This window comes from Acaryochloris sp. CCMEE 5410 (genome assembly GCF_000238775.2).
Lineage (GTDB): Bacteria > Cyanobacteriota > Cyanobacteriia > Thermosynechococcales > Thermosynechococcaceae > Acaryochloris.
Window position 1 is genome coordinate 1,997,152 of sequence record NZ_AFEJ02000001.1, and the last position, 23,975, is coordinate 2,021,126.

The following is a 23,975-nucleotide window of genomic DNA, read 5'->3' on the forward strand; positions in this document are numbered from 1 at the left end:
GCCACAAGGTTGGCGTAACAATTTGGCGTAACAATTTATAGATGCACGGACTTTAATCGCCATCGCAAACCTCTCCCGATACAGCTTAATCTCAGTAGAATAGGCAAATACAACAACGATGAGCAATGTAATGCTTATGGCTGTTAAAGATTTAGCAATTTGGTTAGTTGCCCTCGCAATTATCATCCATACAGTTGAAGAAGGCTGGCTACCCGAATATCAAAAAGCAACCTCAAAGTCGCAAGTCGTAAAATCCACTCGCTTCTTTGTTCTGGAAAATGGAATTATCTTTATTTTCGTAATTGCTTTAGCTATTGTTGGCTGGCGATGGCCGATCCTCAGCGGTATCTTGCCTGCCATAGGGTTAGCCCATCCAGTCCTAGACCATGTGGGATTGAGTTGGAAAGGCCAAAAGCTGCGACCTGGAATTTGGACAGGTCTTTTGCTGATGCTCCCCTTCAGCGCCTGGACCTATAGCCTAGCCAACAGCCATAACCTCTTCAAACTATATGAATTAGTGATCAGCGGAGCAATCGGATTCGCGATCTCAATCTGGTTGTATTGGATGGTTGTTCAAGAGATGAAAAGTCTGCCTAAGTGACCCCAAAAATCATTTGCTGGGTTGACTGTGCATACCCCTCCAACTGCCATATGTCACCGAGTATGGACTTATGGCCTCAAACGTAATTTACGGACACTCTAAACTTTCGCGAGTGGAAACGCCAGTCACAGGATTAACGCCATCGGCATATTCGCACATCATCGTCACCTGATCGCGATCTAAAAAGGCATAGGAGAAATCAGCGCCCGTGATGGTGGCATCGTAGAATTTGCTGCTGGTGAGCATGGCATCCGTAAAGATGGCGTTAGTGAGATCCGCTTCGTTAAAAAGGACGCGATCAGCAAAGGTCTCTGTTAAGTCTGCATTCGTTAAGTTAGACCGCTGAAAGGTGGCCATTGTCAGGATCGTGCCTTTGAGATTGGCATTCGTTAAGTTAGCTTTCAACAGAATCGCGCCTGCTAAAGAAGCCCCCTCGAAATTTTTGTTTTCGAAGTCTTCATAACGCAAGTCCGCAAAAGTGAAGTTTTGGGCACCGTCATCTGCCCAAGTGGGTTGGCTATTGAGGACAAAGCAGGAGCCAACGAGCCAAACAACTGCAAAAACAACCGAAATAGTGCGTAACCAAGGCTTGATTCTTGGGTTCATCAATTTATATCAGACCAAAATTTTCCGTTCACTCTTTATTTTCGCATTTGTTCGGAGGAGTGAGTGGTTAGATAAACGGGTGGCACTTACACATTTATGTATACGGAGCACCATACACTCGCAAGATTGGCGGCTCATTGGCTAGGATACTCATGCAAGGATCAGACGTTGCGACAAGATACTCTCGAAATCCAAAACTACTTGAGACTGATAGCACACCAGGCACATTTTCATACAGCCAGCCACCTGAAATGATTTCATAAACGCAATTAGCGGTTTGAAATTGAGAGGTTTCCCAATATTTGATCAAATCCCCTTCATCAAGGAAACGAAAACCACGCACCTCAGACCAAAAAACTTCCATATAGGCTGTTTCCGTTGAGCCAGCTTGGAAGCCAGAAAGGATAAGGCGCAACCCAGTTCTTGTATAAAATAGCTCATCAATATCATGAGCAATGAATCCGTTATCTATCGATGCAGACTGCATTTAAGTCATGGATGGTTACACGTTAGCCCACAAAAAAATACCTTGAAGCAGTTGTTTACGACAAGCCTAATTGTTTACACAAGCTGTCCTTAATTTCAGTATGGCGAGGTATTGGAGATTTTTGTCCAGTTGCTGGGTTAAGGTAGATGTCATGTTTTGAGCCGTGTCGGTGAAGTACACAACCAGATTTTTCTAATTCGCGAATAAATGCTTTCCGCTTCATATTTCAAGGACAAGTTCCTTGGTTTTGACCTTAGCTGGTGCAGGCTCAGTGTCCATCGCCATCAGTTGATAAGCATCACGAATATTTTCTTCAAGTTCTTCAAGGGTTTGTCCTTGGCTGAATACACCAGGTATGCCTTTTATGCGTCCTACCAGCCAACCCTCATCATTCCAATACTCCAGTATGAATGACTGTGACATAGAAACTCCGAGTGACGAAATATACTTAAGTAACACCTTCAAGCTATCAGAAAGTTTTACTTCCGACCTTGGCCCTTGTCATTTTTAAACGGCCAGCGAGGTGTGCCTGACTCGCCCCATCATTGAGCATAGATGTCCTTTACAACTCACTATGAATATCAGGTGGGAGGGAGTCTACCTGCTGATGCCCCTTCTTATGTGACCCGGTCTGCCGATCAGGAGCTGTATCAAAAGCTAAGGGCAGGCGAGTTCTGCTACATCTTGAATTCCCGGCAGATGGGCAAATCCAGTCTGCGGGTCCAGGTGATGCGGCAGCTCCAAGCAGAAGGCATTGCCTGCGCCGCCATTGAACTCACTCAAATGGGGAGCCAGCAAATTACGCCAGACCAATGGTATGCCGGACTGATTCGCAGTTTAGTCAGCAGCTTTCAATTCAGTGATCGCTTTAATTTACGGCAATGGTGGCGAGACCAGGCCCTGCTGTCACCCGTGCAGCGGTTTCATACCTTTATCGAAACCATTTTGTTAGTGGAATGTACAAACAAGCTGGTCATTTTTATAGATGAAATTGATAGCGTTCTGCGGCTACCGTTTAAAGATGATTTCTTTGCTGTTTTGCGGGCCTGCTATAACCATCGCACCGATAATGCGGACTATCAGCGGTTAGCCTTTGTGCTATTGGGGGTGGCCACCCCATCGCGACTCATTCAGGATAAGCAGCGCACCCCGTTCAACTTGGGGCATGCCATTGAGTTAAAGGGCTTTCAATTGGCAGAAGCCCAGCCTTTAGTCACAGGACTCACCGCCCAGACACCACAAGCCCAAGCTGTTTTAAAGGCCGTACTGTCCTGGACCGGGGGACAGCCCTTTCTAACCCAAAAAATCTGCCAGATGATTGCCCAGTCAGCGGCTCAGCTGCCGACACAAGCTGAGGCGATTGCCACATGGGTGACCCAGTTTATTCAGGACAAACTGCTGGCGAACTGGGAGGCCCAGGATGAACCGGAGCATTTGAGAACGATCCGCGATCGCATCCTCAGTAACGAACAATACGCCAGCAAAGTCCTCGATCTCTATCAACAGATTTTGCAGCAGGGGTCGATCAAGGCGGATGCTAGTCCTGCCCAGGTGGAGCTGCGATTGTCGGGGCTAGTGGTCAACCGACTGGAACAATTGGTCGTCGCCAATCGCATCTATGCCCATATTTTTAATGCCGACTGGGTGCAGGAGGTGGTCGCCAGTTTACGACCACCCTTTTATGCCGCAGCCCTCCGTCAATGGCAAAAGAGTCAATCCAACTTTCTATCAGGCGAACCCTTACAGGCCGCTCAGCAATGGTCGATTGGGAAACAGCTCAGTGATGAAGACTATCGCTTTTTGGCGGCCTGTCAGCAAGCGGAAGCCGATGCCATCCTGGCTCAAGCCCAGCGACGGGCCAGAAGGACGGTGTTGACGGGGTTGATTGCGTTAGTGGGAATTGCCGTATCAGCAGGTGCGATCGCATTCTGGGCCAACACCTCCATTCGCAAAGCCCAAGAAGTCACAGCCATCGAGCGTGATGCTCGACAAGCTCTACAGCAAGCTGAATTCAAACAGCTAGAAGCCCTGCTTTTAGCCTTAAAAACAGCCCGCAAAATGCAGGATTGGGGAGAGCGATCTGACGCGTCTAGCTTTCCCACCCTGACCCCGCTTCTCGCCCTGCAGCAGATCTTGGAAGATATGCGGGAGCAAAACCAGATTCGCGGGCACCAACGCGGCATTACAAGAGTTCGTTTTACCCCGGATGGTCAACGGTTAATTACAGCCTCACAGGATCAGGAAGTGCGGCTTTGGGATTTGGAAGGCAATCTGCTAGCAAAAATGGTGGGACATCGCTCAGGCGTAACGGATGCTTGCCTGAGCGGCACAACCCTAGTCACCACAGCAGCAGATCGCACTGCTCGGTTATGGGACTTACAGGGTAATCTCCTCGCAACGTTGCCCCATCCCCAACCCGTTAACGCTGTGAGCTGTCCACCCAACGCAGAGGGTGCGATCGCCACTGCCACCAATGACGGCCAAGTGTGGTTATGGGACTCTAACGGTCAGTCCTTAGCCGATTTTCGTCCCCATCCTTCTGCGATTACGGCTCTCCAGTTCAGTCCCGATGGTCAATCCTTAGCCTCTGCCTCCTTTGATCAGACCGTCCAGATTTCCAATCTCCAGGGCCAGCGAATATTGCAGATGACCGTAGGGCATGGTCCCGTTCGTAGTCTGCACTGGCGACCCGATGGTCAAGTTCTTGCCACTGGCTCCTATGATGGCTATCTGCATCTGTGGAGTCGCCAAGGTAAGTTGATTCGCAGTTGGAATGGTCATCGCACCCAGGTGTTTAGCGTGGTTTTTAGTGCCAATGGCAAGCAATTGGCCTCAGCTGCCGCAGATCGCCTCATCCATATTTGGGACTCGGAAGGGGAGCGGTTAGAAACCCTGAAAGGTCACCAGGATTGGGTGAGAAGCGTGCAGTTTAGTCCCGATGGTAAATGGTTAGTCTCCGGTTCAGAAGACTACACCACCCGTTTATGGAACTTACGCCAGAAAGGTCCAGTGCAGGTTCTCAAACATGCTCGTCCTGTTCTCAGCCTCAGTTTTATGTCTCCAGACCCAGTGATGGTAACTGCAGGTGGCGATCAGTTTATCCGCTTATGGGATCCGTCCGGGGAAGAACGACTGCGGATTGATGCCCATGCGGGTCGAATCTGGGATATTACCCAACAGGGGGGGTATTTTGCTACGGCATCTGGCGATCGTACCGCTCGGGTTTGGTCTAATACTGGAGACTTAATCACTGAATTGCGTGGGCATCAGTCTGAGGTCTTTGGTGTCAGTATTGACTCCACTGCTCAGCACATCGCTACCGCCTCTAAAGATGGCACCGCCCGATTATGGGATTGGCAAGGACAGCCTCTCGCGATTTTGAGAGGTCATCGGAGTCCCGTTTGGAGCGTTACCTTTAGTCCCACCGAACCGATTGTAGCGACGGCCTCAGCGGATCAAACCGTTCGTCTTTGGTCGATGACAGGTCAAACCACTGCCATTTTAGAAGGACATCAAGGCCGAGTATGGACGGTGGAGTTTAGTCCTGACGGAAAATCCTTGGCTACAGCTTCCGATGACGGCACAGCAAGGCTGTGGGATTTGGAGGGGCAATCTCTAGCCAAGTTTGAAGGACATCGAGGGGCCGTTCGAGGGGTACGGTTTAGCCCTGATGGCCAATCTCTGGCGACGGTTTCTGAAGATGGCACCTTGCGGCTATGGGAACTGCAGGGACGTCAACTGGCTGAGTTTAAGCATGGCAACAGCCGTTTGTTTGATCTCAGCTTTAGCCCTGATGGACAGTATGTAGCTACTGCATCTGAAAGCCAAGGGGTAAAGGTTTGGGCGATTGAAGCCCTGAGTTTAGATAAGTTACTGGCTAGAAGTTGTGAGTGGTTGCAGCTCTATCTCAACAATCCAACAGCGAATTTGCTCGATCAAGAACGTCAACTCTGTAATCCCACTCATTCTCGTTCTTGATATGCTCCGGAATATGGCAATTAAGCTATGTCAGTTTCAGTCTGAGTCTTAGCATATTTAATAGCAAAGATGGGGGTAAAACACTTGGTCTAACTGATCAAGCGCTTCTTCAATTAGGTTTGCTTCTCTTGGTGCAGCCTCAGCTTGGTATTGTTCTAGTTGGTCAATAATTTGAAAGTCTCCTATATACTCAAGGGCACTGAGTATATAATGTCTGATTTGCGAGTCGTCCTCTGCCAGCGAGTCCATAAACAACTCAATTAAGGTTGCAATGGTTACAGGGTTTTTTAATTGCCCGATGGCTTCAGCAGCACTCAAACGTACTATATCTTCTTCGTCGTCTAATAAGTTTAGGAGTGGTTGCAATAGTAACGTATCTCCTGGATTTGCAATCTCTCTAATTGCACAAGCGGTTAAATTGCGAACGTGCTTTGATGGATGGTCTAACAATTGTAGGAGTTCAGGTATTTTTTCCCGTGCTTTCAATTCTCCTAGACCATATGCTGCTGAGGCGATAATTTCAGAGTTATTGTCATTTAAAAACTGGCAGAGATAGTGAATAGCCCGTTCATCAAACGTTGAACGCAACTGTTCTATGAGGTGTTTTTTATAAAGGTCTCCCTGAAAATTGCTATATGCATTGGATTTGAATACTGCTGAAACGTCTTTCTCCGCTCTTCTATCTTTATTTCTCCAGAACTCTTCTGTCTCATGGACAACTCTTTGCCAGTTAGATTCTCGTTTGTGTTTCTGTTGTTCAGAGAAATATTGATTTTCAACTTTACGGAATAGAACGGTATTCTCCTCTAAGTATCTACCATCAGGCCGGTGAGTATAGTAGGCCCCACTCAGATATGAACCAATTATGATCTGCAACATTTGCTGAAGGCTGTCATATCTCTTTTTTACCCCTGATTCGGTGAAGAAAAAATAAATAGCTGCTTCAGATGTTGGCTCAAAACTCACTAGAAAATATTGTTTTACATCAAATATAAGTATAGGCAAATAACTCTCTTTAAAATGATTTCTGTCAAGCGTTAAACGCCTGTAGTCTGAGAAGCTAGAATAGTGCTCAACAGCCTCAGAAAAGGACAATAAATCATAATTCGGAATAAACTCATCTATCCCATTGTGCCATTTGAATAGCGATTCAACTTGAGGTGAAAGGCTGAAAGGTAAACCGCTAGATAAATGCTTCAACTCTACATCTGAGATCGGAGGGTTTGTCTCTTTCCCAATGATGTCAAAGACATCATCGAGTTGTGCAAGCAGCTCATTCATAAAAGTATTTCTATACTATGGTGTAGTCAATAAAATGATTTGTCCCTATCTGATGCAGTATGTTTTCCTTAATAGTGCTGTCATTTCGGCTCCCATCACTTTGACAATTTGTACGCCAAAAGTGCCAATGCTCCTTTCAGCCCCGTTAACTTAAACGGTTTCACCTGGACGCTTTGTGCAGAAAGTGTAGTGCATTCAGGCATCCCAAGGGTACGGTTGCTGCTTCCGCAAAGATTATTATGTCTGGTTTGGTTTCGATCGTATAGGTCACAGGCACACATAGGTATTCACCATAAGCCCATAGCCGCGTTGACTACTGCCAAGGGCCTGTTCCCTAACCTCAAATTGGGGCACGTCTTTGCCCATAGATTCCATCTCACCTACCAAATATCCACCCCATTTCTAATCACAACGGCAACCAAAACCTTTTCACCGGGAATCAATAACCTCCGGTTTTACCGGAGGTTTGGGAATATTCATACACAATAGCTTTCATAGATTTCATCTGAATCATTGAGATCCAAGGTGCGGGTGAACGCTTCCTTGATAATAGTTGTTCGAGGTATGACTAATAATCTTGAGAGATACGATCCAATAGTCAAAATTTTATGTTTCATATTATTAATCTCTTTATTATTATTTAAGAAGCTTAAGAAGCCTACAAGTAGGGGGTCTTAGCGATTGATGTTTTTTGTGTGATCAAAATGAAGGCTATTTGGGAATAACTGAGAGTGGAAATATACCCTCTTTGGGCTATACCAAACGGTTACAAAAGCTTTCAATCCCCTGCAAGAAATTGTAGGGGATTTTTTTCGTTTTTAATGATTTGTCAAGTGTTGATTAAAAGCTGTGTGAGCAAGGCTTAAGGTCGTATCTCTACTCATTCATATTGCGGTAGGTGGCAACAGCAGACGGAGAGATTTGGTTCAAATATCGGAAAATCCAGTATTTGAAAACTGTGTCTAGCATGACCGGAAACGTTGCAATAAACATATTGATGAAATTTCGGTCTTGGGGTAAACCAAAATGACTGAGGACGCTTTCCACAATCACTTCCCAACCATGGGGAGAGTGGAATCCCACGAATACATCCGTAAATAAGATGATGATAAAGGCTTTCGCGCTATCACTGAGTCCATAGATAATTTCATCAAAGAAAGACTTGAGAACCGCAATTTTCTGACGGTTCAGGACAAAGTAAATGGCTAAGGCGACCAGCGAAAACAAATCCGAAATGGCATTTTTTAGGGGTTGCCGTAAGTCCCATTGATATTCTTCTTTTAGGTCTTCGGCTTTAGCCTTGAGTTGGAATTGAATCTCTGCCGGTGAAAGGGGAATGGGGCTGGTTAAACTTTCAAATTTGAGTCGCTCTTCAAATCGAGCTAACTCAGTCAGGACCTCATTCTCAATCTCAGGATTAATCCGAATTTCAATTTGTTCGGGGCCTTTTAATTTATCGACAAAGGGACCAATCACCAAGTTTTTGGACACTTGCTGGGTGAGCAGGGGGACAATCATCAACCCCAATACAAAGCTAACGGCGGCTCGGGTGCGCACCCTAGAGTTGCGAAAATCATTGAGGATGTCATCTTCCGTTCCTGGATCTGGATTCAGTTCTTTGCGGAAGCGGGTAGCTGTACGCAGAATTGAACGGGGAATAAAGCTACTGCTGTCTAGCTTGGATGGATCTTCAGTGATGTCATCTGAAATAAATTCAGATTCATATAGGGAGTTTTGGGCGGACTGGATGGGCAGGGGCTGAGGAATATTTTTTTTCGCCTCTGAGCCAGACTTAGGTGCCGAGGCTCTTGCCGCCTTAGAAGCCGCTGCTGCTGCTTCTCGCTGAATAGAGGCCGAACGATACCGGTTCAAGACTGCATCGATGAACGCTAATTTGTCTAATGAACCTTGGGCATCAATAGAGGGTGAAACAAGTTCGGAACTGTACTCCTCAGAGGTGACATCGTACTCATCAGTGAAATCTGTGGTGTCGGGAGAATCTAAGGGGGTAGGAGCTGGAGGGATACTGGGGGGCTTGAGCTTGTCAGCAACTTCGACTACTAAGGAGCTGGATTTGAACTCTCGTAAGCGGGTTTGGATAAATTGCAGGTTCTTTTGGACTTCGGATTGAAAGTAGTTGGTCATCACGCTTTCCGTGCGGATGCGGAGCGGAACAGGCTGACCTTTGAAATGTTTTTTTTCGATTTCTTCGATGGCGCGAGCCGCTTCATAAGCGCCGTCTAAAGCTCGCTGGGGAGTCTCCCGATACCATTGTTCAACAAATTTAAGCGAACGCCTAAATGGGTTTGGAGAAGAAGAACTCATGATTACCCTACTCGCTGCTGCAATCTGGGGGTATGGGTCATGGGGGCATGATGTCCTGAGACGTTATGTAAGCAAAACCTACCAGAATTTAGACATAACCTCATAATAGGTATGTCGTATAGTAGCAAATTTGCTTCTCACTGACTGAAGTGACTTCTGTGCCTACATGGATCTCAGGTCCGGTCCGTAGCGGTAAAACCACTACGTTGATTCAGCATCTAGTGGACTGGTCGAATCAGCCTTCTGCGACGGGAGGAGAGACCGCTCAACCTGCAGTAAAAACAGCACTAGTGTTTGCGGTGAATGCAGATAATCGCCAGGTATTGATGCCTGCGATCGCACAAGCCACTACGGGTAAAATTATTGTCCAATCCACCACGCCGCTGGGCTTCTTCGAAGACGAAGTGATGCTGTTTTGGCCCCTAGTCCTGAAGGCGTTGGGATTGCAAGCCCAATTCCCCCTTCGCCTGCGCCCAGAAACCGAACAAGAGCTAGCTGCCCAGTTCTGGCAGACCGCTCCCTGGGAAGAACTGCAAGATCTGGAAAATATGTCCCCGGATCGGTGGGTGCGCAGGATTTTGGATGTCCTTCAGCTTGCCGCTTTTGGCGGTATCGCCTTAGAAGACTTACCCCGTCGTCTAGAAGATGGCTTAGGGGAACTGAAGTGTGACCGCACGATAACTGAAACCATTGCCCAAATGCTGATGGATTGGCGGGACTGGTGTTTGCAGCAGGGCCTGCTCACCTACGGTATTCTCACGGCCTTGTATTGGCGCTATTTGTTGCCCGATCCGGCCTACCAAAGCCATTTATTACAGCGATATCAAGGCGTCTTTGCCGATGATGTGGATAGCTACCCCGCCATTACCCGAGATTTATTTGAGATATGGCTCAACCATGAAGCGTTGGGCGTTTTTAGTTTTAATCCTGATGGTGCGATTCGCTTAGGGCTGGGGGCCGATCCTGATTACCTAGCTGGGCTCCAGGAGGTTTGCCAGCTGCACTCTTTACATCAAGATTTTACGCTATCCTTAGGGGCGGTCATCGGCCGTAATATTGTCGCTTTTGTCAGTGGTGACACCTTTGAATTACCGGAACCGTTGACTTGCTTGCAGACCAGTTCCCGTGCTCAGCTTCTCCGTCAAACCGCCGATCACATTATTGAAGCGATTGAGTCTGGGCAGGCGCAGCCCGAAGAGATTGCCGTGATTGGTCCTGGTCTCGATACGATTGCCCGCTATACCCTGATTGAGATCCTGACGGCAAAAGGGATTCCCGTGGAATCCCTTAAGGATCAGCGGCCTCTGAACAGCTCTGCGATTATTCGGGCTTTGTTGACCCTGTTAACCCTGGTCTATCCCGGTTTAGGTCGCTTAGTTGATGCAGAGCAGATCGCGGAAATGCTGGTTGTGCTCACCCATCAACGCTCGCCCACCTTAATGAATGCGGCGGGTTCCATCGACCCGGTTCGAGCGGGGTTACTGGCCGACTATTGCTTTCAACCCCATCCCGAACATCCCAAATTGTTGCCCGTAGAGACGTTCCCGCGCTGGGACCGCTTAGGGCATCAGGCCACCACGGCCTATAACAATCTACTCAGTTGGCTGGACCAGCAACAAAAAGGCTCAACGGTGCAACAGCCCTATCTCACCCTAACGCCTGTGTTTATCTTGGATCGTGCCGTTCAGGAATTCCTGGCCCCCCATGCCCTTAACTATGATCAGCTTTCTGTGTTGCGAGAGTTAATGGAGACGGCCCAGCATTATTGGCAGGTGGACCAACGCTTACGACAAACCCAGACTCGATATCCTCCCCTCCCAGAAACCGTAGGGCAGTTTATTCAGCTGCTGCGGCAAGGGACCCTAACGGCCAACCCGTTCCCCGTTAATCCCAATGGCCAGCCCCGACGAGCCGTGATGCTAGCGACGACCTTTCAATATCGGATGGCCCGTCAAGTCCATCGTTGGCATTTTTGGTTAGATGCTGGATCTGCGCTCTGGCATGGGGGTGGAGCCGTGATTCTCTGGGGAGCACCCTTTTGCTTGCGGAACTGGTCGGGGGAACCGCTGACCGTTGAAGATGAAATGAATAATGACCAGGCGCAGTTGCGGCGGCTCTTGCTAGATTTGCTGAGTCGAGTGACGGAAAAGGTCTTTCTCTGCCATAGTGATTTATCCGTGAGTGGCCAGGAACAGGTGGGGCCATTGTTACCGTTGGTTGATGCCTCCACTCCCCTAGGGGATAATGACTCACAAGCTCAGATGGAACCGGTGGATGAAACCAATCCTGACGTTGTTACAGTCTAAAGGACTCCGGTCTTCGGCCCAGCTAAGCCTGGCTCTTGCCCTTGGCTGCGTTGGTTGGGTAGAACCCGCAAAAAGTGAGTTTCGCAAGATACCTGTGACTTCCGTAGAGTCCTGTTCCATACGCTTAGCTGGAGCAGAGGAGATTCCTCATACTTGCCGTCTATATCGCGATGCCAATGCCAAGCTGCCCGTATGGGAAGCGGCTCTGGGGTTTGAGTTTGGTCGTTTAACGTACCGACAATGGGAACGGTTGGTGACCACCTATGCGGCTTGGCATAATCGACGCAATTTGGCGGATTACGATCGCGATCGCAACTACAATCTCATGGATTTTATGCCGCCGATCATGCAGGCGTGGAACCGACATCGCTTTCACGAGCAAGAGGTGACTACTTCGCCATCGTCCTCCCGCCAACCCCAGTCCCGATCTGCTACTAGGCTCGCTGCCAACTGTTGGGGCACCCTCTACGAAATTCTGCGGTTGGCCAAACAGGATAATCCACCTGCCCCCACTCTATTTGTGACCGATAGTCATCCCATGTTGCAGCTATTGCGGCAGCGATCCATGAAGATTCAGGCCCATCCTCAAACGGGGGATATTGTGTTGGTGTACCACCAGCATGGCAACCGCACCTACTTAGATCATGTTGCTTTGGCGGTGGATCAGCAGCTTTATTTTGAAAAAGCAGGGGCGGGGGATGATGTCCCCTATCGCTTGATCGATCATCAGACCCTGGAACAGATATGGAATCCAGATATCTATACGTTTGAGTATCGCCGTCCTTATTCCCAACAGCAGTGGCAACCTCCAGAGCAAGTCTTTGGCCAGGAGGAGAATCCGTATATGGTCTATGGCCATTCTTCGACCCAACCGAGGGCTAGTAAGGATAGCTCTCCCAATTTGCCAGCCCAGATGACTTATTTTGCGATGAAGCAGCTACCGGCCTTTGTCAACATTAAGGGGCGATTTCGCTTATCCCCGAAAGCCTATGATCCTCAAGGACTTTCGGGAGACGCTAGCACCCGTGAGTTCTGACTTCAGCCTGTTGATTATAGAAAGAGCAGCAATAACAGAAAAACACAAAATAATGCCCACAGCACCTCAGGGGCCAGATTAAATCCATGAGGAGATGAGGATTGGCTCAGATTAAGCGCATATCCAGAAACGGATGAGGGCATAGTCATGGATTTTTCCATTAGCAAACAGGGAACCGAAACCCCCAGGGCAACAATCTTGGTCTTTTGAACAGAGACATAGCCTTGGCTTTGATAGAGTGCGACAGCGGTTAGGGAAGACAGGACTTCAAGAGTCTGTCGTTGTTCTCCCAGAGCTCGACGTTCAAAATACTGTAGTAACTGCGTGGCAATCCCTTGACGGGTGTAATCTGGATGCACATAAATCCCTAGAATTTTGGTGCTACAGAGACTAAACGCAATAAAGCCAACTAGGCGATGATCTTTCTCTGCCATATAGATCACCTCCTGTTGTCCTCGCCACTCATGTTGAGATTGAACAATGGCATCCACTTGGGCAGGAGTATAGTCTTTGCTACATAGCATTTGGATCGCTTGTGTCTGGAGATGGAGAACCTGCTCCATGTCCCCAGGACGAGCCAACCGAATATTGAGATTCATCAATTAACCAGTGGATTAAAGAAAAGTCTGTCTCATTCTAGAATTCCCGCTTTGAGGTAACTCTAGGCCAATGTTTAACCCATTTGAAGTCTGATGAAACCTGTAGGCTGCTGTATTGAACTAGGGAATATTACAGTATGGAGGATCAGGTTGATTACTCAACAGGGTTCTTTGATGATTTCGTTGCCACGAGATTGACCTACATCCTCTAAGAGAGTGAGATGCATGCCCCGTTCAAAAGACCAATTTTTGGTATTTGGTTCTCCCGCCATTGAAGAAGCGGAAATGCAAGAAGTCATGGCTAGCATGCGAACGGGCTGGTTAGGCACGGGTCCGAAGGTCATGCGGTTTGAACAGGATTTTTGCACCTATAAAAGCGGCAAATATGCGATCGCAGTCAACTCTTGTACCGCTGCCTTACACCTAAGCCTGTTGGCGGCGGGTCTAAACCCCGGCGATGAGGTGATCACCACGCCGTTAACCTTCTGTGCCACGGCCAATGCCATTATCCATGCGGGGGGTGTCCCGGTCTTAGCGGATATCGATCCAGTGACTATGAATATCGATCCAGCTCAGGTCGAAGCCAAAATTACCGACCGAACCAAAGCGATTATTCCCGTTCATTTTGCCGGTCGTCCCTGCGAGATGGATGCCCTTTGTGCTTTAGCAGAGCAATATAGCTTAGTGCTGATTGAAGACTGCGCCCATGCCATCGAAACAGAATATCAGGGGCGCAAAGCCGGAACCTTTGGTAAATTTGGCTGTTTTAGCTTCTATGTCACCAAGAACATCACCACAGGGGAGGGGGGCATGATTCTCACCCAAACCCAAGAAGATGCCGATCGGATTAAAGTATTGGCTCTCCACGGCATGAGCCAAGATGCTTGGAAACGCTTTAGTGATGATGGCTATAACCATTACCAGGTGGTAGAAGCAGGGTTTAAATACAACATGATGGATATTCAAGCCGCCATCGGAATTCACCAGCTCCAGCGGGTCACCCCCTATTGGCAGAGACGGCAGCAGATCTGGCAGCAGTACAATCAGGCATTGGCCGATCTGCCCCTCACGCTACCCGCACCTCCAGCCCCAAACACGGTGCATGGGTATCACCTCTATACCCTTCTCATTGATGAAAGCCAAACGGGGATTAGTCGTGACCAGTTCCTGGTTGCCATGCATCACCAACATATTGGTACTGGCGTTCACTATTTAAGCCTTCCAGAGCATCCCTACTATCAACAACGGTTTGGCTGGCAACCTCAAGATTATCCCCATGCCACCCGCATTGGCCAACAAACCGTTAGCATTCCCTTGTCCGCTAAATTGAACGACCCAGATGTTGAGGATGTTGTGGCAGCAGTCCACCAAAGTTTGGATGCCTCAGCAATGGTAGCCTAACTGACCTGATTCTGCTCTTTTACGGCATTCTATCTGTCATGCGCATCGTCTTTTTAATTCCAGATTTAAAGCAAGGGTGGTTCTGGGAAAGGCTAGAGACGACCCTATCCCGCAAGCCCACGTTAGCCAATTGGTCTCTCCGGCGATGGCTATATGTAACGGAAGTCTATGGCGGCACCCTGAATATCATGCGTCATTGTTGGGTGGCCCGCCAATGTGGTGCGGATGCTGTGCTGGCAACCATGAGTGGCCAAGATAATTATGGGGATGTGTTTGGGGTGAAGCGTCCGTTGCCCTTTATCGCCTGGAACGATCGACGGCCCGAGGATATTTGCCTGGTGCCCGATTATGCCACCCAATTGATTAAGGATGTAGACGGAGTTGCGATCGCCTATGAACAATCCCCCCTCCAAACCAAGACCGACTTCGACTACCACAGTGATCGCGTTCTCCTCTGGACTGACTCAGACTTGATGCAGGGGGTTTGCGCCCAGATCTATCCCGGTAAATCGGCAGAAATCGTCCCCAATATTGTGGATAAAGAACTGTTTCCCTTTATCTCCCAAGCCCAGCGAGAACAGGGATTGTTATTTGCCTTTCCCCGTAAAGGGAAAGATTTTATCCTAGACACCCAAACCCTATATCAGCAAAAAGGCGGAAAGTTCTGGCAATTTGAACTGATTGATGGCCTTTCCCTACAGGCCCTAACACAGCAGTTCCGTCGTCCCCAAGCCTTCCTGGCCTCAGCCAATTTTGAAGGATGTGCCTTACCGCCTCAAGAGGCCATGGCAGCGGGGATAGTTGTGGTCGGCAAAACGGCACGAGGGGCTAATTTTTGTATGGAACAGGGCAAAACAGCCCTCACGGGAGAGACCCCTGAAGAAGTAGTACAGTGTCTCTTCCAGCTAGAAGATGAAACCTTAAGAAATACCCTGGCACAAAATGGCTATGACTATATCAGCCAATATTTTCCAGAAGGAAAACCGACCCAATTCTGGCAGCAGAAACTAGCTGAATTTACAGCTCATCTTGACACCTAGCATTACTGTTCCAGGGAATGTATAACGGAACGTAGCGTTTTGTGCAATTCATTAGATTAAACGCGAATTGACAACCTCGCGTAGGGTACACTCCAGAACACAGCCCAAAACGCCACAAAGCCAAAATTCTCGTTTATAGTGCCAAGAGCAACCTCTGTTCTCCCATGTCACCGTTTCCCCTAGACCGCTTTGATCTGAATGCTCAAGATATTCAAGATTGGTATGTCGACAAAACCCTTAATGATCCCCATCGACTAGCGATTCAATCGCTGCAGTCTCAACGCATTTGCGTTATGGGAGGCTGTGGTCAGGTTGGGTCCCATCTAGTGACCAAGCTCTATGAATTTGGCTATCCCTTGGATCACCTGACCATCAACGATAATTTACGCTTGGGTAAGCGGGAAAATTTACCCGCTCTTCTTAGGGACCAAGTGGATACCCGCTGCCACAAAGACTATGCCCTGAATCCCACCACTCAGCCAGATATCGTCATCTTTGTGGGGGGACGATCTAGTGTGCCCCACTTTCATACCCTAGAAGAAGTCTTAGATGAGGTCGATAGCTGGAAAACGGTTCTGGAATGGTGTGTTGCAGAAAATATCCGCTTGATTTTTGCCTCCACTAGCAGTCTGTGCAAAAAACGCCCGTCCCTTGAGGATCAGCGCGTGTGGCCTGCCTCCCTCTATGAAGCAGCCAAGCTGATGATGGAAGATATGGCCATCCAGCAGGCTCTATGCAACGACTTAGCAGTGCAAATCTGCCGATTTTTCTCTATCTATGGCGTAACAGAGCAGCATAAGGGCAAGTTTGGCAATCTATATACGCAGATTTTGTGGCATAGCTTAGAGCAGACCCCCTTTGAACTCTGGGGACGTCAAGGTCAGTTTTCCCCCGGAGAACAGACCCGCGATACGATTTTTGCTGCGGAAGTGTCCCGCGCCTTACTGTATTTATTGACATTGCCTAAGCCTCGCCCTCAGATTAACAACATCTCAGACTTGGTCTACAACATTGGCCAAGGGCAACCCACTGCCATTCGCACCATGATTGGTCAAATCGAGGCATTGTTGCCCTCGGACTGTCAGCCGATCATCGTTGAATCTGAAGTGCCGGAAGAGATTCAAAACTATGTCGTCCATACCTGGGGCAACCCCCATAAACTCTTAGGAACCGATTTTAGTCCTCAATTTACCGAACATCCCGATAACCTCAAATTCATTACCTATGCGCTGTTGAGTAACATGGATTGGTATTGGTCCATTGTTGAGGAGTTACGGGAGCAGTCCTTAGTAAGCATGGTTTAGCCCTGTTGCTGCAGGACGAAAGACATCAAAAGGGAATGCTGAAAGGAGCTGACCACCGCTGAGAAAATATGACACACTCAGAACAGTGGACTCAAGCCAGATGTTACTGAGGCTTTGACGATGAACGTGTTTGATGATGTAAGCCGCTTTCTCGAAAAACAGCTCGAAGAATTTCTCCGAGCCCATCCACACCTAGAGTTACAGGTTCTTGCTGATAATATCCGCGAACAAGAAGTCAAAACGATGAAGTTACTGACTGACCTACAAGCGGAAGAAAAACGCCAACAAGACGCTATTTTAGCCACTGCCAATGAAATTCAGCGCTGGCATGAGCGTGTGAAGAAAGCGGAGCGAGCCGGACGACAGGACTTAGCCACTGCCGCCAAAGAACGAGAAGCCTCATTGCTCAGCCAAGGAAACCAGCAGTGGGGGCAAATGGAAGTGACCAAAACGCGTCTCCAGCAAACTCAAGCGCTGCTAGAAAAAATTCAAATTCGTCAAAAAGAGGTGAAGGAAAAAATTAAGCAAACCCCTCGGAAGCCTCAGCCCAATCCCTCATCAAAACAACCTCCCGATCCCTCAAAAGGCTGGTACAAGCGGGTTTCCCTGAGTGATCCGGATCCATTGGAAGAACAATTTAAGAACTGGGAACGGGATGCCGAATTTGAAGAATTAAAGCGAAATATGGGACGCTAACAAGAGTAAGAGCAGCTAGTTATAGACTGCTTGAAAAAGAAAGCTGTTTTGAGGAAGGGATATGTTGTCGAGACTGTTATTGCTGATGGGCTGTACCTGCTGTTTATCGTTGGGAGCGGTTCCTCATCTAGCTATGGCAGAATCTGACTCTGAGCATTCGGCTGAAATGGCGAACGAGCAAGGGTTAATTCATGTGGAAAGCCAGTATTCGGTGCCCGTCACTGCAGATCGGCTGGTTACGTTGTTAAAGAGCAAAGGTATGACGGTCTTTACCCGGATTGATCATGCAGCGGGGGCTCAGTCTGTCGGCAAATCTCTGCCACCCACGGAAGTGGTGGTGTTTGGTAATCCTAAGGTGGGCACACCGCTGATGCAATGCAGTCCCACCGCAGCTATTGATTTACCCCAAAAAGCGCTGATTCGGGAAGATAAAACGGGCAAAGTTTGGCTGTCTTATAACAACCCTCAATATTTGGCACAACGTCACCAGGTAGAGGGCTGTGACGCAGTGTTGATCAAAATTGAGCAAGCGCTCGCTAAGTTTGCTCAGGCGGCAACTCAGTAGTGAGGGTTGCTCAACACACTGCCCGCAGCAGTAAAATCAGCGCTACGGGCAATGGATGTTTAGAGGTAAAAGCGTTGGCTTTAACCGAACAGGTTCTCGATCAAGAACTGTTCTGTTTCCTCTTCTGGGGAGGGAGACCCGGCAATTAGGTCGTGAATCTCTTGACTCAACTCTCGGGCCTTCTCGTACTGGGTCAAGTCCCCTTGATCAAAATAGAACTTAGCCGCGGTGCGCAAATCATCGACAGCATGCTGTTTATGACCAAATTCAGATTTCAGTAACCCACGCTCATAGTAGGCATGGGCGAAGGTGGGCTCTAAGCGGATAGCCTGGGAGAAATCTTCCATGGCTACACGCTGATCCTCAAGTCGCTGCAGGCGCTTACGGGTCATCCCTCGATCAAAGAAATGCTTGGCCACGTTAGGATGGGCTGAAATGGTTTGGGTGAGGGCATCAATCTCTCGCAGGATATCAACCAGTTCTTCAACCCCTTCGGTCTGAGCCGCGAGATATTGGGCACTACTCTTTTGATCTTCCACCTGACTTCCTAGGTCTGTAGCCGAAGATTGCAGTTCCGCGATCGCAGCCTGCATGGTTTGCACCTGAGTCGCCAACTCCTCCATCTGGGCTTGAGTGGCTTGGCTTTGCTCACCCAAGGAGATGACCGTTGATTCCCCTTGCTTGTGATTGTTTTGCAAGGATGCAATCGTCGATTCTAGTTTTTCAGTCTGAGTGTTGAGGGTGGCAATCGTCTGTACGGTTTGAGTATCCTGCTTGGTGAGATGCTCAATCTGAGACTGTACTCCTTCACTGGCTTGCTTAATGGGGTCTAGCTGAGCTTGAAAATCCGCTTGGTTTTGTTGGAGCAAATGGGCCATTTCCATCCGTTGTTGATCTTGGAATGCGCCAATTTGACGTCGACGATTGGCCAGTCCTAGGGTGGCGGATAGGGCCAAAGGGATCGAAGCAACAGCGATTTGTTCTACGACGATGGCGGCTACCGAGCCACTGATGGCGGCAATAACCGCCAATGATTCAGCAAGATCAAGCCAATGGGAGCCACTGTTACTCCCGGATGTATTTTGTGAGGCTGACATAATTTCTAGAAACCCTAAAAACGCTCAATAATGGTTCAGTAATGATTAATTTAATAAGGCCTGATTGAGGCGGAGCGCAGGCATCATTAACGCTGCTTCCTCATCAGATAGATGGTCTTTCAATACCCCCGGCATCTCTTGCCAAGTCAGGGCAGAGGCCTGCTCATCCTTGACGGCATGGACAATGGTTCTTTGCCAGAGTAGGAGGCCATCTCGCAGGCGGTCTAAATCGTTAAATAGCATGGCTGCGGCGGCATGACGCAATGTGTTTCTGCGATCGCGGCGACAGGTATCGGAATAATCCTGAGACCCTTTGTGGAAAACCTTGGGATCTGCAGCCATTAAAACCTCGTCGGCTTGATCCGTAATGGCGTCTTCAGCATCTCTAATCTTTTCATAGGCGCTAATACGGTCGCGCACGGATTGAAAGTAGGACTTCAAAAAGGCTAGATCCGCCTCGGTGGCATAGCGACCATCTGTTTCAATATTCAGTCGCTTCAATTGTGACAGCATATTATTTCCCCCAGATAAAATCTGTTGTTATACAAGTTGTGAATTAGCTAAGTGAGTTGACACATCACTGCGAGTTTCTTCCAGTTGACTGATCATGGACCGGGTAATCAGCTTTCCAGCTTCAACTAAGACCCGACCATCCAGAGGATGAAGGATATTTTCTTCCGCTCGACGTCCGATTAAGCTCTCGATGTCGCTGACATCACTGAGATACATACCCGCCGGGAGTTCAACAACGACGCCTTCTCCCATAACCTTGCATTGACATGCGAGACGAGAATTGAGTTTGCAAGTTGTGATCACGCCCAATGTTCGCCGTTCTCGGCGACTCATCGGGGATAGATGTTCCATGCCATCCTTAATGAAAATATGGCAGGTTGCACACATCCCGCGTCCTCCACACTCATGAAGAACTTTCAACTCATTTTTAAGCAATGCTGACAACAAGTTATCGTTAGTCGGCACACTTGTTTCTTGACCAATCGGATCTAACCTAACTAGTTTGGGCATTGCTTACTTCTCCAAAGTGGAATACTCATCAACTGCATCAACATTGGTTTACCCTGCAGCTTGGCTATCACATAACCGAGCAAGGATAGTGTCATGGTCCTGGGCTTCTTTGACCCAAGCTTCAGCCGCTTTCATGCGCTCAGGTAGCCCTAGAATAAAGCGATTGCAATCGGCTTTCATCGACTCACAGGATGTTTGCACACCGTCTAGCTCTCGGCCAGTCAGTTGGCTAAAAAAGGTACTCAAGAGCCCCCTTTCGACGAAGCAAGAGGGCTTATCTCCGGTTTCCCGGCCTTGGGCGAACGCCGAATTCTGGGTCGTGATCACCAAAAATCCTTGGTTATGGCGACTAAAATCAAAATCGATCAGGCCCCAGCCATAGGTTTTCCAACATTCCTTAAAGGACTGTAAGAATTCCACCATTTCCATCTCTGCCAGAGGCTTTCCATAATAGTCACTGACTTCTGATGCAAATCGGCGGTAAAAATTCTTGCCCCACCAACGACCACATTGCAGTAGAACTAAATCGGCAGCTGGACCGACCTCATGTTCTAAGCTACTGTATAAAGATTTGAGTAGGGTGTCCGGGAGGGCAATGAGGCGAGATCCTTCCCGATTCTCGATTAGCCCTAGTTCGGTATCTCCTTGCACATAGACTTCGGGGGCAAAGAAATTACCTGGGATGTGGTTTTGACCAATTAATTCTTCAACAGCAATCATATTTTTTCCTCTGGTCTCTAACTCAACATTGCTAATTCAGGGCTGCTTTGGCCGACCAAAGCGCGATTGGCCTCTGTTAAAAACGGCTCAAGCAACGCAAGTTGGCTCTCCGATAAGACAGAACTCAAACTCGCGTGCAGCAGCTCACTGATCTTCTGGTGGAGGGCAGTAAATTCACTGTCACCAACCACATCCTTCAGCCAGCTCAGTTGGATAGTGAGGGTTTGAGGTTGATCCGTGAGCATGGCCATGGCGCTATAGCGCAACACCGACATCCAGTGGGTAAAAACCTTCTCCTGATCAGATTGGGAATTAGAGAAGGTCTCCTTGTTTAACTGATCGGCAATGGCCTGAAAAAGAATCAGTTCTTGATCTCGTAAGGTTTCATAAAGGGCTAATCGATCTTGCAAAGCATCGACCTGCTGTTTGAAACCGTTCATTTCTGGGGTCTGTAAGTAGTGATCTTCTGCGGCCCGCAGATAATCTTCAAAGTTCGATTGCATGGTAATCCTCAAAACATATCGGAGAAGTCATTTAGATTCAGATCATCCTCAAGGGTGATTGGGGATGATGAGGGAATGCTGGGCATCGCTGCAATATTAGGTTGCCCCTCCCAGATAAAATGCTGAAAAAATGCCTGCACATTTAAACGTGTAGAGAAGGATGGAGCGGTAGCCGCCATCGTTGGTTTCTCTATCAGGCGTCCTGTCCAATTGAATTGACTGAAAAATGTCTGGACCGTCTGACGTTGCCACGCAATAGACTCACTTGCCTCAGGGATAGGGTCAGCTTGGAGAATGGATTCTCCTGACCAGTTATATCCTTCTAAGAACTCACGAACTGTTAGATATTTCCAACTATTCACGATAGATATTCTCCACCCTGCAGCTTAGTTTCAATATCTCGGGCTGTAGCTCCTTCGTTTTGCCAAAAGGTGGCGGCATCAATGCGATCTTGTTTACCCAGCAAAAACTTACAGTAGGTTTCTCCCATGGCATAGCATTGGGTTTCGATACAGCTCAGTTCTTTATTAACAAGGTGGGAGAAGAAACCGGCGAATAAGCCTGCATAGATATGGCAGACGGGCTTGCCGACATCTCCAAGGGTGCGAGCAACCGCAGAATCGAAAATGTTGATAAACATAAAACCGTTTTGTTGATTATCCAAATCAACTTCCCAGTTTCCCCAGCCTTGGCTAGTAAAGGGCCACCACCAGGCTTCTAAAGCAAGAGAGGGACGGCATTTGCGTAGAGATTGCTGGAATTGGGCTTCAAACCAATTTTGGAAAAAGACCGCATCTTGCTTGCCCCACTCTTGGCCGATGTTGTACATCACGACCGTTGAAGCACTACCGACTTCCTGTTCTAAACCTTCGATCAGGGCCACAATAAAATCTTCACTCGCCAGAATATTGCGAGATTCATGCCAATCATCGATAGTGCCTTTTGAATGATTGAAGGTAAAGAAATCCTCAAAGCGGTAGTGATTTAGCTTGTGAGGGTACGATTGCTTGAATGAACGACCAGTATTACCTACAGGCACACTGGTAGCGGTTTCAGCTGGTGTAAAAACCATTGAGACTAACCCTTTTTTATGTAATTTCAATGACGAATGGGCATTCGTTACTTAGCAAAGGCTCAAATGGACCTAAGACTGATAAGCCAACAAGTGTCCTCTGGAATCGCGAACCGTGCAGAGAACTTTGTCTATCTAAAGAATGCCCCTTTTTAAAGTTCGATTCTACTCAGCAGGCAGATTTAATGATGCAGATTTTGTCTGTAGAAAACACACATTTAGCAGAATACTCATAAGTCGTGTATGCAAAGCATCACTCACTAGATTTGAATATTCACTTTTGAGCCGTATTTTAAAGTCTAAGAAGCCTGGTTATGCAAATAATGAAACAATATTTTTTTGTAAATAATATTCACTAGGATTACATATTCATCGATGCGGCTAAATCGGTGAAATTACGGATTTGCAGTCTTTTTATTCTATTGCCGTATAAAATAGAACGTCTTCGTTCAGCACAATAATTCTGTTTTCTCGAGTTTTGACCTTCAGGCACTTTTTTCTTTCACTAGCGGTTGTTTTAGTGTCTGATCAATCTGACAAAATGTGTAACCTAAATAAAGGAGCTTCACCTTAGAATCTACTTCTTTGACCTTATTTGCGCAGTAAAGGTTCGATTGTGCCCACCAAGATTTCACCCATGACCAATTACTATATACGGAAGCTGTATCGGCAGAAAGATCCGTATTTATCGCAAGTAGAGGATATGGGCGATGACTTTTCCACTTTTATGGATCTGGAGCAGGTTTTGAAGAGCCTGTATAGTGGCGGTGAAATTGATCTGATGGTCCGGCAGTTAGAGACCCTCGTTCAGTATCATCAAGGGTTAACTGCACAATCGTTTACCCCTCAGCCTCAATTAAAAGAGGTTGAACAGCGGATTTTTTCAATTTTGGGGGAATCTCCAACCTCAGAGCAAGGTGCCAATGTACCGCCGTCTGCTCCAACTGCGAGTCCGCCTAAACCTACGGTTACAGTGGATGCGTTACTTAAAATTTTGAATCAGCTTCAAGAGAGTAGCACTACTTTTTTAGGTGCAGCGATTACCACTAATTATTTACAGGCTGCCCGCCCTCAAAGTGACTGGTTTGAACAGTTTCAAATTCAGCGATCGCAACCCGTTACCTACGCAGCCGATCCGGCCCAAGCCCTAGATGAACAGCAAAAAGAGCTGGCTCAAAAGTGGATCAAAGGGTTTGTCCAATCCTGCTCTCAAGTGATCACCAAGTTTCCTGAGATTGTTGATTTGCCCCAGTTGTTAGGACAGCTCTAACCGATTCTTTTGATCTCCCCGACCATCAGACTCGTATTTCGGTTGTAAGAAAGCGTACAGTAGAG

24 protein-coding genes are annotated in these 23,975 nt (G+C 47.8%); 10 read left to right on the forward strand and 14 right to left on the reverse strand.

Translation table 11 applies throughout. From position 1 onward, the window contains the following. Positions 1–136: 136 nt before the first annotated feature. On the forward strand, positions 137–601 hold the full coding sequence (locus tag ON05_RS08925) for an HXXEE domain-containing protein (RefSeq protein WP_010475574.1): 465 nt from the start codon (positions 137–139) through the stop codon (positions 599–601). Positions 602–688: 87 nt separating this feature from the next. Here the strand turns inward: ON05_RS08925 and ON05_RS08930 are convergent, their stop codons facing one another. From ON05_RS08930 to ON05_RS08945, 4 genes are all read right to left on the reverse strand, one after another. Continuing rightward, positions 689–1,207, reverse strand: coding sequence for a pentapeptide repeat-containing protein (locus ON05_RS08930; RefSeq protein WP_010475576.1), 519 nt, complete (start codon positions 1,205–1,207; stop codon positions 689–691). A gap of 94 nt (positions 1,208–1,301) precedes the next feature. Further along, entirely contained in the window at positions 1,302–1,694 is a 393-nt protein-coding gene (locus ON05_RS08935; protein ID WP_010475577.1) for a hypothetical protein, read from the reverse strand. Positions 1,695–1,749: 55 nt separating this feature from the next. Then, positions 1,750–1,917: a type II toxin-antitoxin system HicA family toxin gene (locus tag ON05_RS38465; protein WP_010475579.1), complete on the reverse strand. Its 168-nt coding sequence runs from the start codon at positions 1,915–1,917 to the stop codon at positions 1,750–1,752. Continuing rightward, positions 1,914–2,117 (reverse strand): type II toxin-antitoxin system HicB family antitoxin, encoded by a 204-nt coding sequence (locus ON05_RS08945; protein WP_010475582.1) that lies wholly within the window; start codon positions 2,115–2,117, stop codon positions 1,914–1,916. The genes ON05_RS38465 and ON05_RS08945 overlap by 4 nt, the downstream gene beginning before the upstream one ends. A 132-nt stretch (positions 2,118–2,249) precedes the next feature. Here ON05_RS08945 and ON05_RS08950 point away from each other — a divergent pair, with 132 nt between their 5' ends. Beyond that, positions 2,250–5,672: an AAA-like domain-containing protein gene (locus tag ON05_RS08950; RefSeq protein WP_010475583.1), complete on the forward strand. Its 3,423-nt coding sequence runs from the start codon at positions 2,250–2,252 to the stop codon at positions 5,670–5,672. A gap of 57 nt (positions 5,673–5,729) precedes the next feature. Here ON05_RS08950 and ON05_RS08955 read toward each other — a convergent pair whose 3' ends face one another. Together ON05_RS08955 and pxcA are read right to left on the reverse strand one after the other, a co-directional pair. Then, positions 5,730–6,953: a HEAT repeat domain-containing protein gene (locus ON05_RS08955; RefSeq protein WP_010475584.1), complete on the reverse strand. Its 1,224-nt coding sequence runs from the start codon at positions 6,951–6,953 to the stop codon at positions 5,730–5,732. 876 nt (positions 6,954–7,829) lie between these two features. Continuing rightward, complete coding sequence (pxcA, locus tag ON05_RS08960) at positions 7,830–9,278, reverse strand: proton extrusion protein PcxA (RefSeq protein ID WP_010475585.1); 1,449 nt, start codon at positions 9,276–9,278, stop codon at positions 7,830–7,832. 149 nt (positions 9,279–9,427) lie between these two features. Between pxcA and ON05_RS08965 the strand changes: the two genes are divergently transcribed. Together ON05_RS08965 and ON05_RS08970 are read left to right on the forward strand one after the other, a co-directional pair. Then, positions 9,428–11,584 (forward strand): recombinase family protein, encoded by a 2,157-nt coding sequence (locus ON05_RS08965; RefSeq protein WP_396148937.1) that lies wholly within the window; start codon positions 9,428–9,430, stop codon positions 11,582–11,584. After that, a complete protein-coding gene (locus tag ON05_RS08970; protein WP_010475587.1) occupies positions 11,553–12,620 on the forward strand; it encodes a hypothetical protein in 1,068 nt (355 codons plus the stop codon). Before ON05_RS08965 ends, ON05_RS08970 begins: the two co-directional genes overlap by 32 nt. 14 nt (positions 12,621–12,634) lie before the next feature. On the opposite strand, the gene ON05_RS08975 is transcribed toward ON05_RS08970, so the two are convergent. Continuing rightward, positions 12,635–13,219, reverse strand: coding sequence for a GNAT family N-acetyltransferase (locus ON05_RS08975; protein ID WP_010475588.1), 585 nt, complete (start codon positions 13,217–13,219; stop codon positions 12,635–12,637). 225 nt (positions 13,220–13,444) lie between these two features. Between ON05_RS08975 and ON05_RS08980 the strand changes: the two genes are divergently transcribed. From ON05_RS08980 to ON05_RS09000, 5 genes are all read left to right on the forward strand, one after another. After that, entirely contained in the window at positions 13,445–14,620 is a 1,176-nt protein-coding gene (locus ON05_RS08980; protein ID WP_010475589.1) for a DegT/DnrJ/EryC1/StrS aminotransferase family protein, read from the forward strand. 38 nt (positions 14,621–14,658) lie between these two features. After that, complete coding sequence (locus ON05_RS08985; RefSeq protein ID WP_010475591.1) at positions 14,659–15,660, forward strand: glycosyltransferase; 1,002 nt, start codon at positions 14,659–14,661, stop codon at positions 15,658–15,660. A 164-nt stretch (positions 15,661–15,824) separates the two neighbouring features. Then, entirely contained in the window at positions 15,825–16,964 is a 1,140-nt protein-coding gene (locus ON05_RS08990; protein WP_010475594.1) for an NAD(P)-dependent oxidoreductase, read from the forward strand. Positions 16,965–17,084: 120 nt separating this feature from the next. Beyond that, entirely contained in the window at positions 17,085–17,660 is a 576-nt protein-coding gene (locus ON05_RS08995; RefSeq protein WP_010475596.1) for a TIGR04376 family protein, read from the forward strand. 61 nt (positions 17,661–17,721) lie between these two features. Beyond that, a complete protein-coding gene (locus ON05_RS09000) occupies positions 17,722–18,225 on the forward strand; it encodes a DUF302 domain-containing protein (RefSeq protein ID WP_010475597.1) in 504 nt (167 codons plus the stop codon). A gap of 80 nt (positions 18,226–18,305) precedes the next feature. Here the strand turns inward: ON05_RS09000 and ON05_RS09005 are convergent, their stop codons facing one another. The 7 genes from ON05_RS09005 to ON05_RS09035 are packed head-to-tail and all read right to left on the reverse strand — an operon-like array spanning position 18,306 to position 22,640. After that, positions 18,306–19,322, reverse strand: coding sequence for a hypothetical protein (locus ON05_RS09005; RefSeq protein ID WP_010475598.1), 1,017 nt, complete (start codon positions 19,320–19,322; stop codon positions 18,306–18,308). A 45-nt stretch (positions 19,323–19,367) separates the two neighbouring features. After that, positions 19,368–19,835: an allophycocyanin subunit alpha ApcA gene (locus ON05_RS09010; protein WP_010475599.1), complete on the reverse strand. Its 468-nt coding sequence runs from the start codon at positions 19,833–19,835 to the stop codon at positions 19,368–19,370. A 27-nt stretch (positions 19,836–19,862) separates the two neighbouring features. After that, a complete protein-coding gene (locus ON05_RS09015; RefSeq protein ID WP_010475600.1) occupies positions 19,863–20,345 on the reverse strand; it encodes a 2Fe-2S iron-sulfur cluster-binding protein in 483 nt (160 codons plus the stop codon). Positions 20,346–20,393: 48 nt separating this feature from the next. Continuing rightward, positions 20,394–21,065 (reverse strand): V4R domain-containing protein, encoded by a 672-nt coding sequence (locus ON05_RS09020; RefSeq protein WP_010475601.1) that lies wholly within the window; start codon positions 21,063–21,065, stop codon positions 20,394–20,396. Positions 21,066–21,082: 17 nt separating this feature from the next. Next, entirely contained in the window at positions 21,083–21,568 is a 486-nt protein-coding gene (locus ON05_RS09025) for a hypothetical protein (protein WP_010475602.1), read from the reverse strand. 8 nt (positions 21,569–21,576) lie between these two features. Further along, a complete protein-coding gene (locus ON05_RS09030; RefSeq protein ID WP_010475603.1) occupies positions 21,577–21,930 on the reverse strand; it encodes a hypothetical protein in 354 nt (117 codons plus the stop codon). Further along, positions 21,927–22,640, reverse strand: a complete 714-nt coding sequence (locus ON05_RS09035) for a V4R domain-containing protein (protein ID WP_010475604.1) — start codon at positions 22,638–22,640, stop codon at positions 21,927–21,929. Before ON05_RS09035 ends, ON05_RS09030 begins: the two co-directional genes overlap by 4 nt. A gap of 637 nt (positions 22,641–23,277) precedes the next feature. Here ON05_RS09035 and ON05_RS09040 point away from each other — a divergent pair. Continuing rightward, complete coding sequence (locus tag ON05_RS09040) at positions 23,278–23,910, forward strand: hypothetical protein (RefSeq protein WP_236619010.1); 633 nt, start codon at positions 23,278–23,280, stop codon at positions 23,908–23,910. Positions 23,911–23,975: the final 65 nt, after the last annotated feature.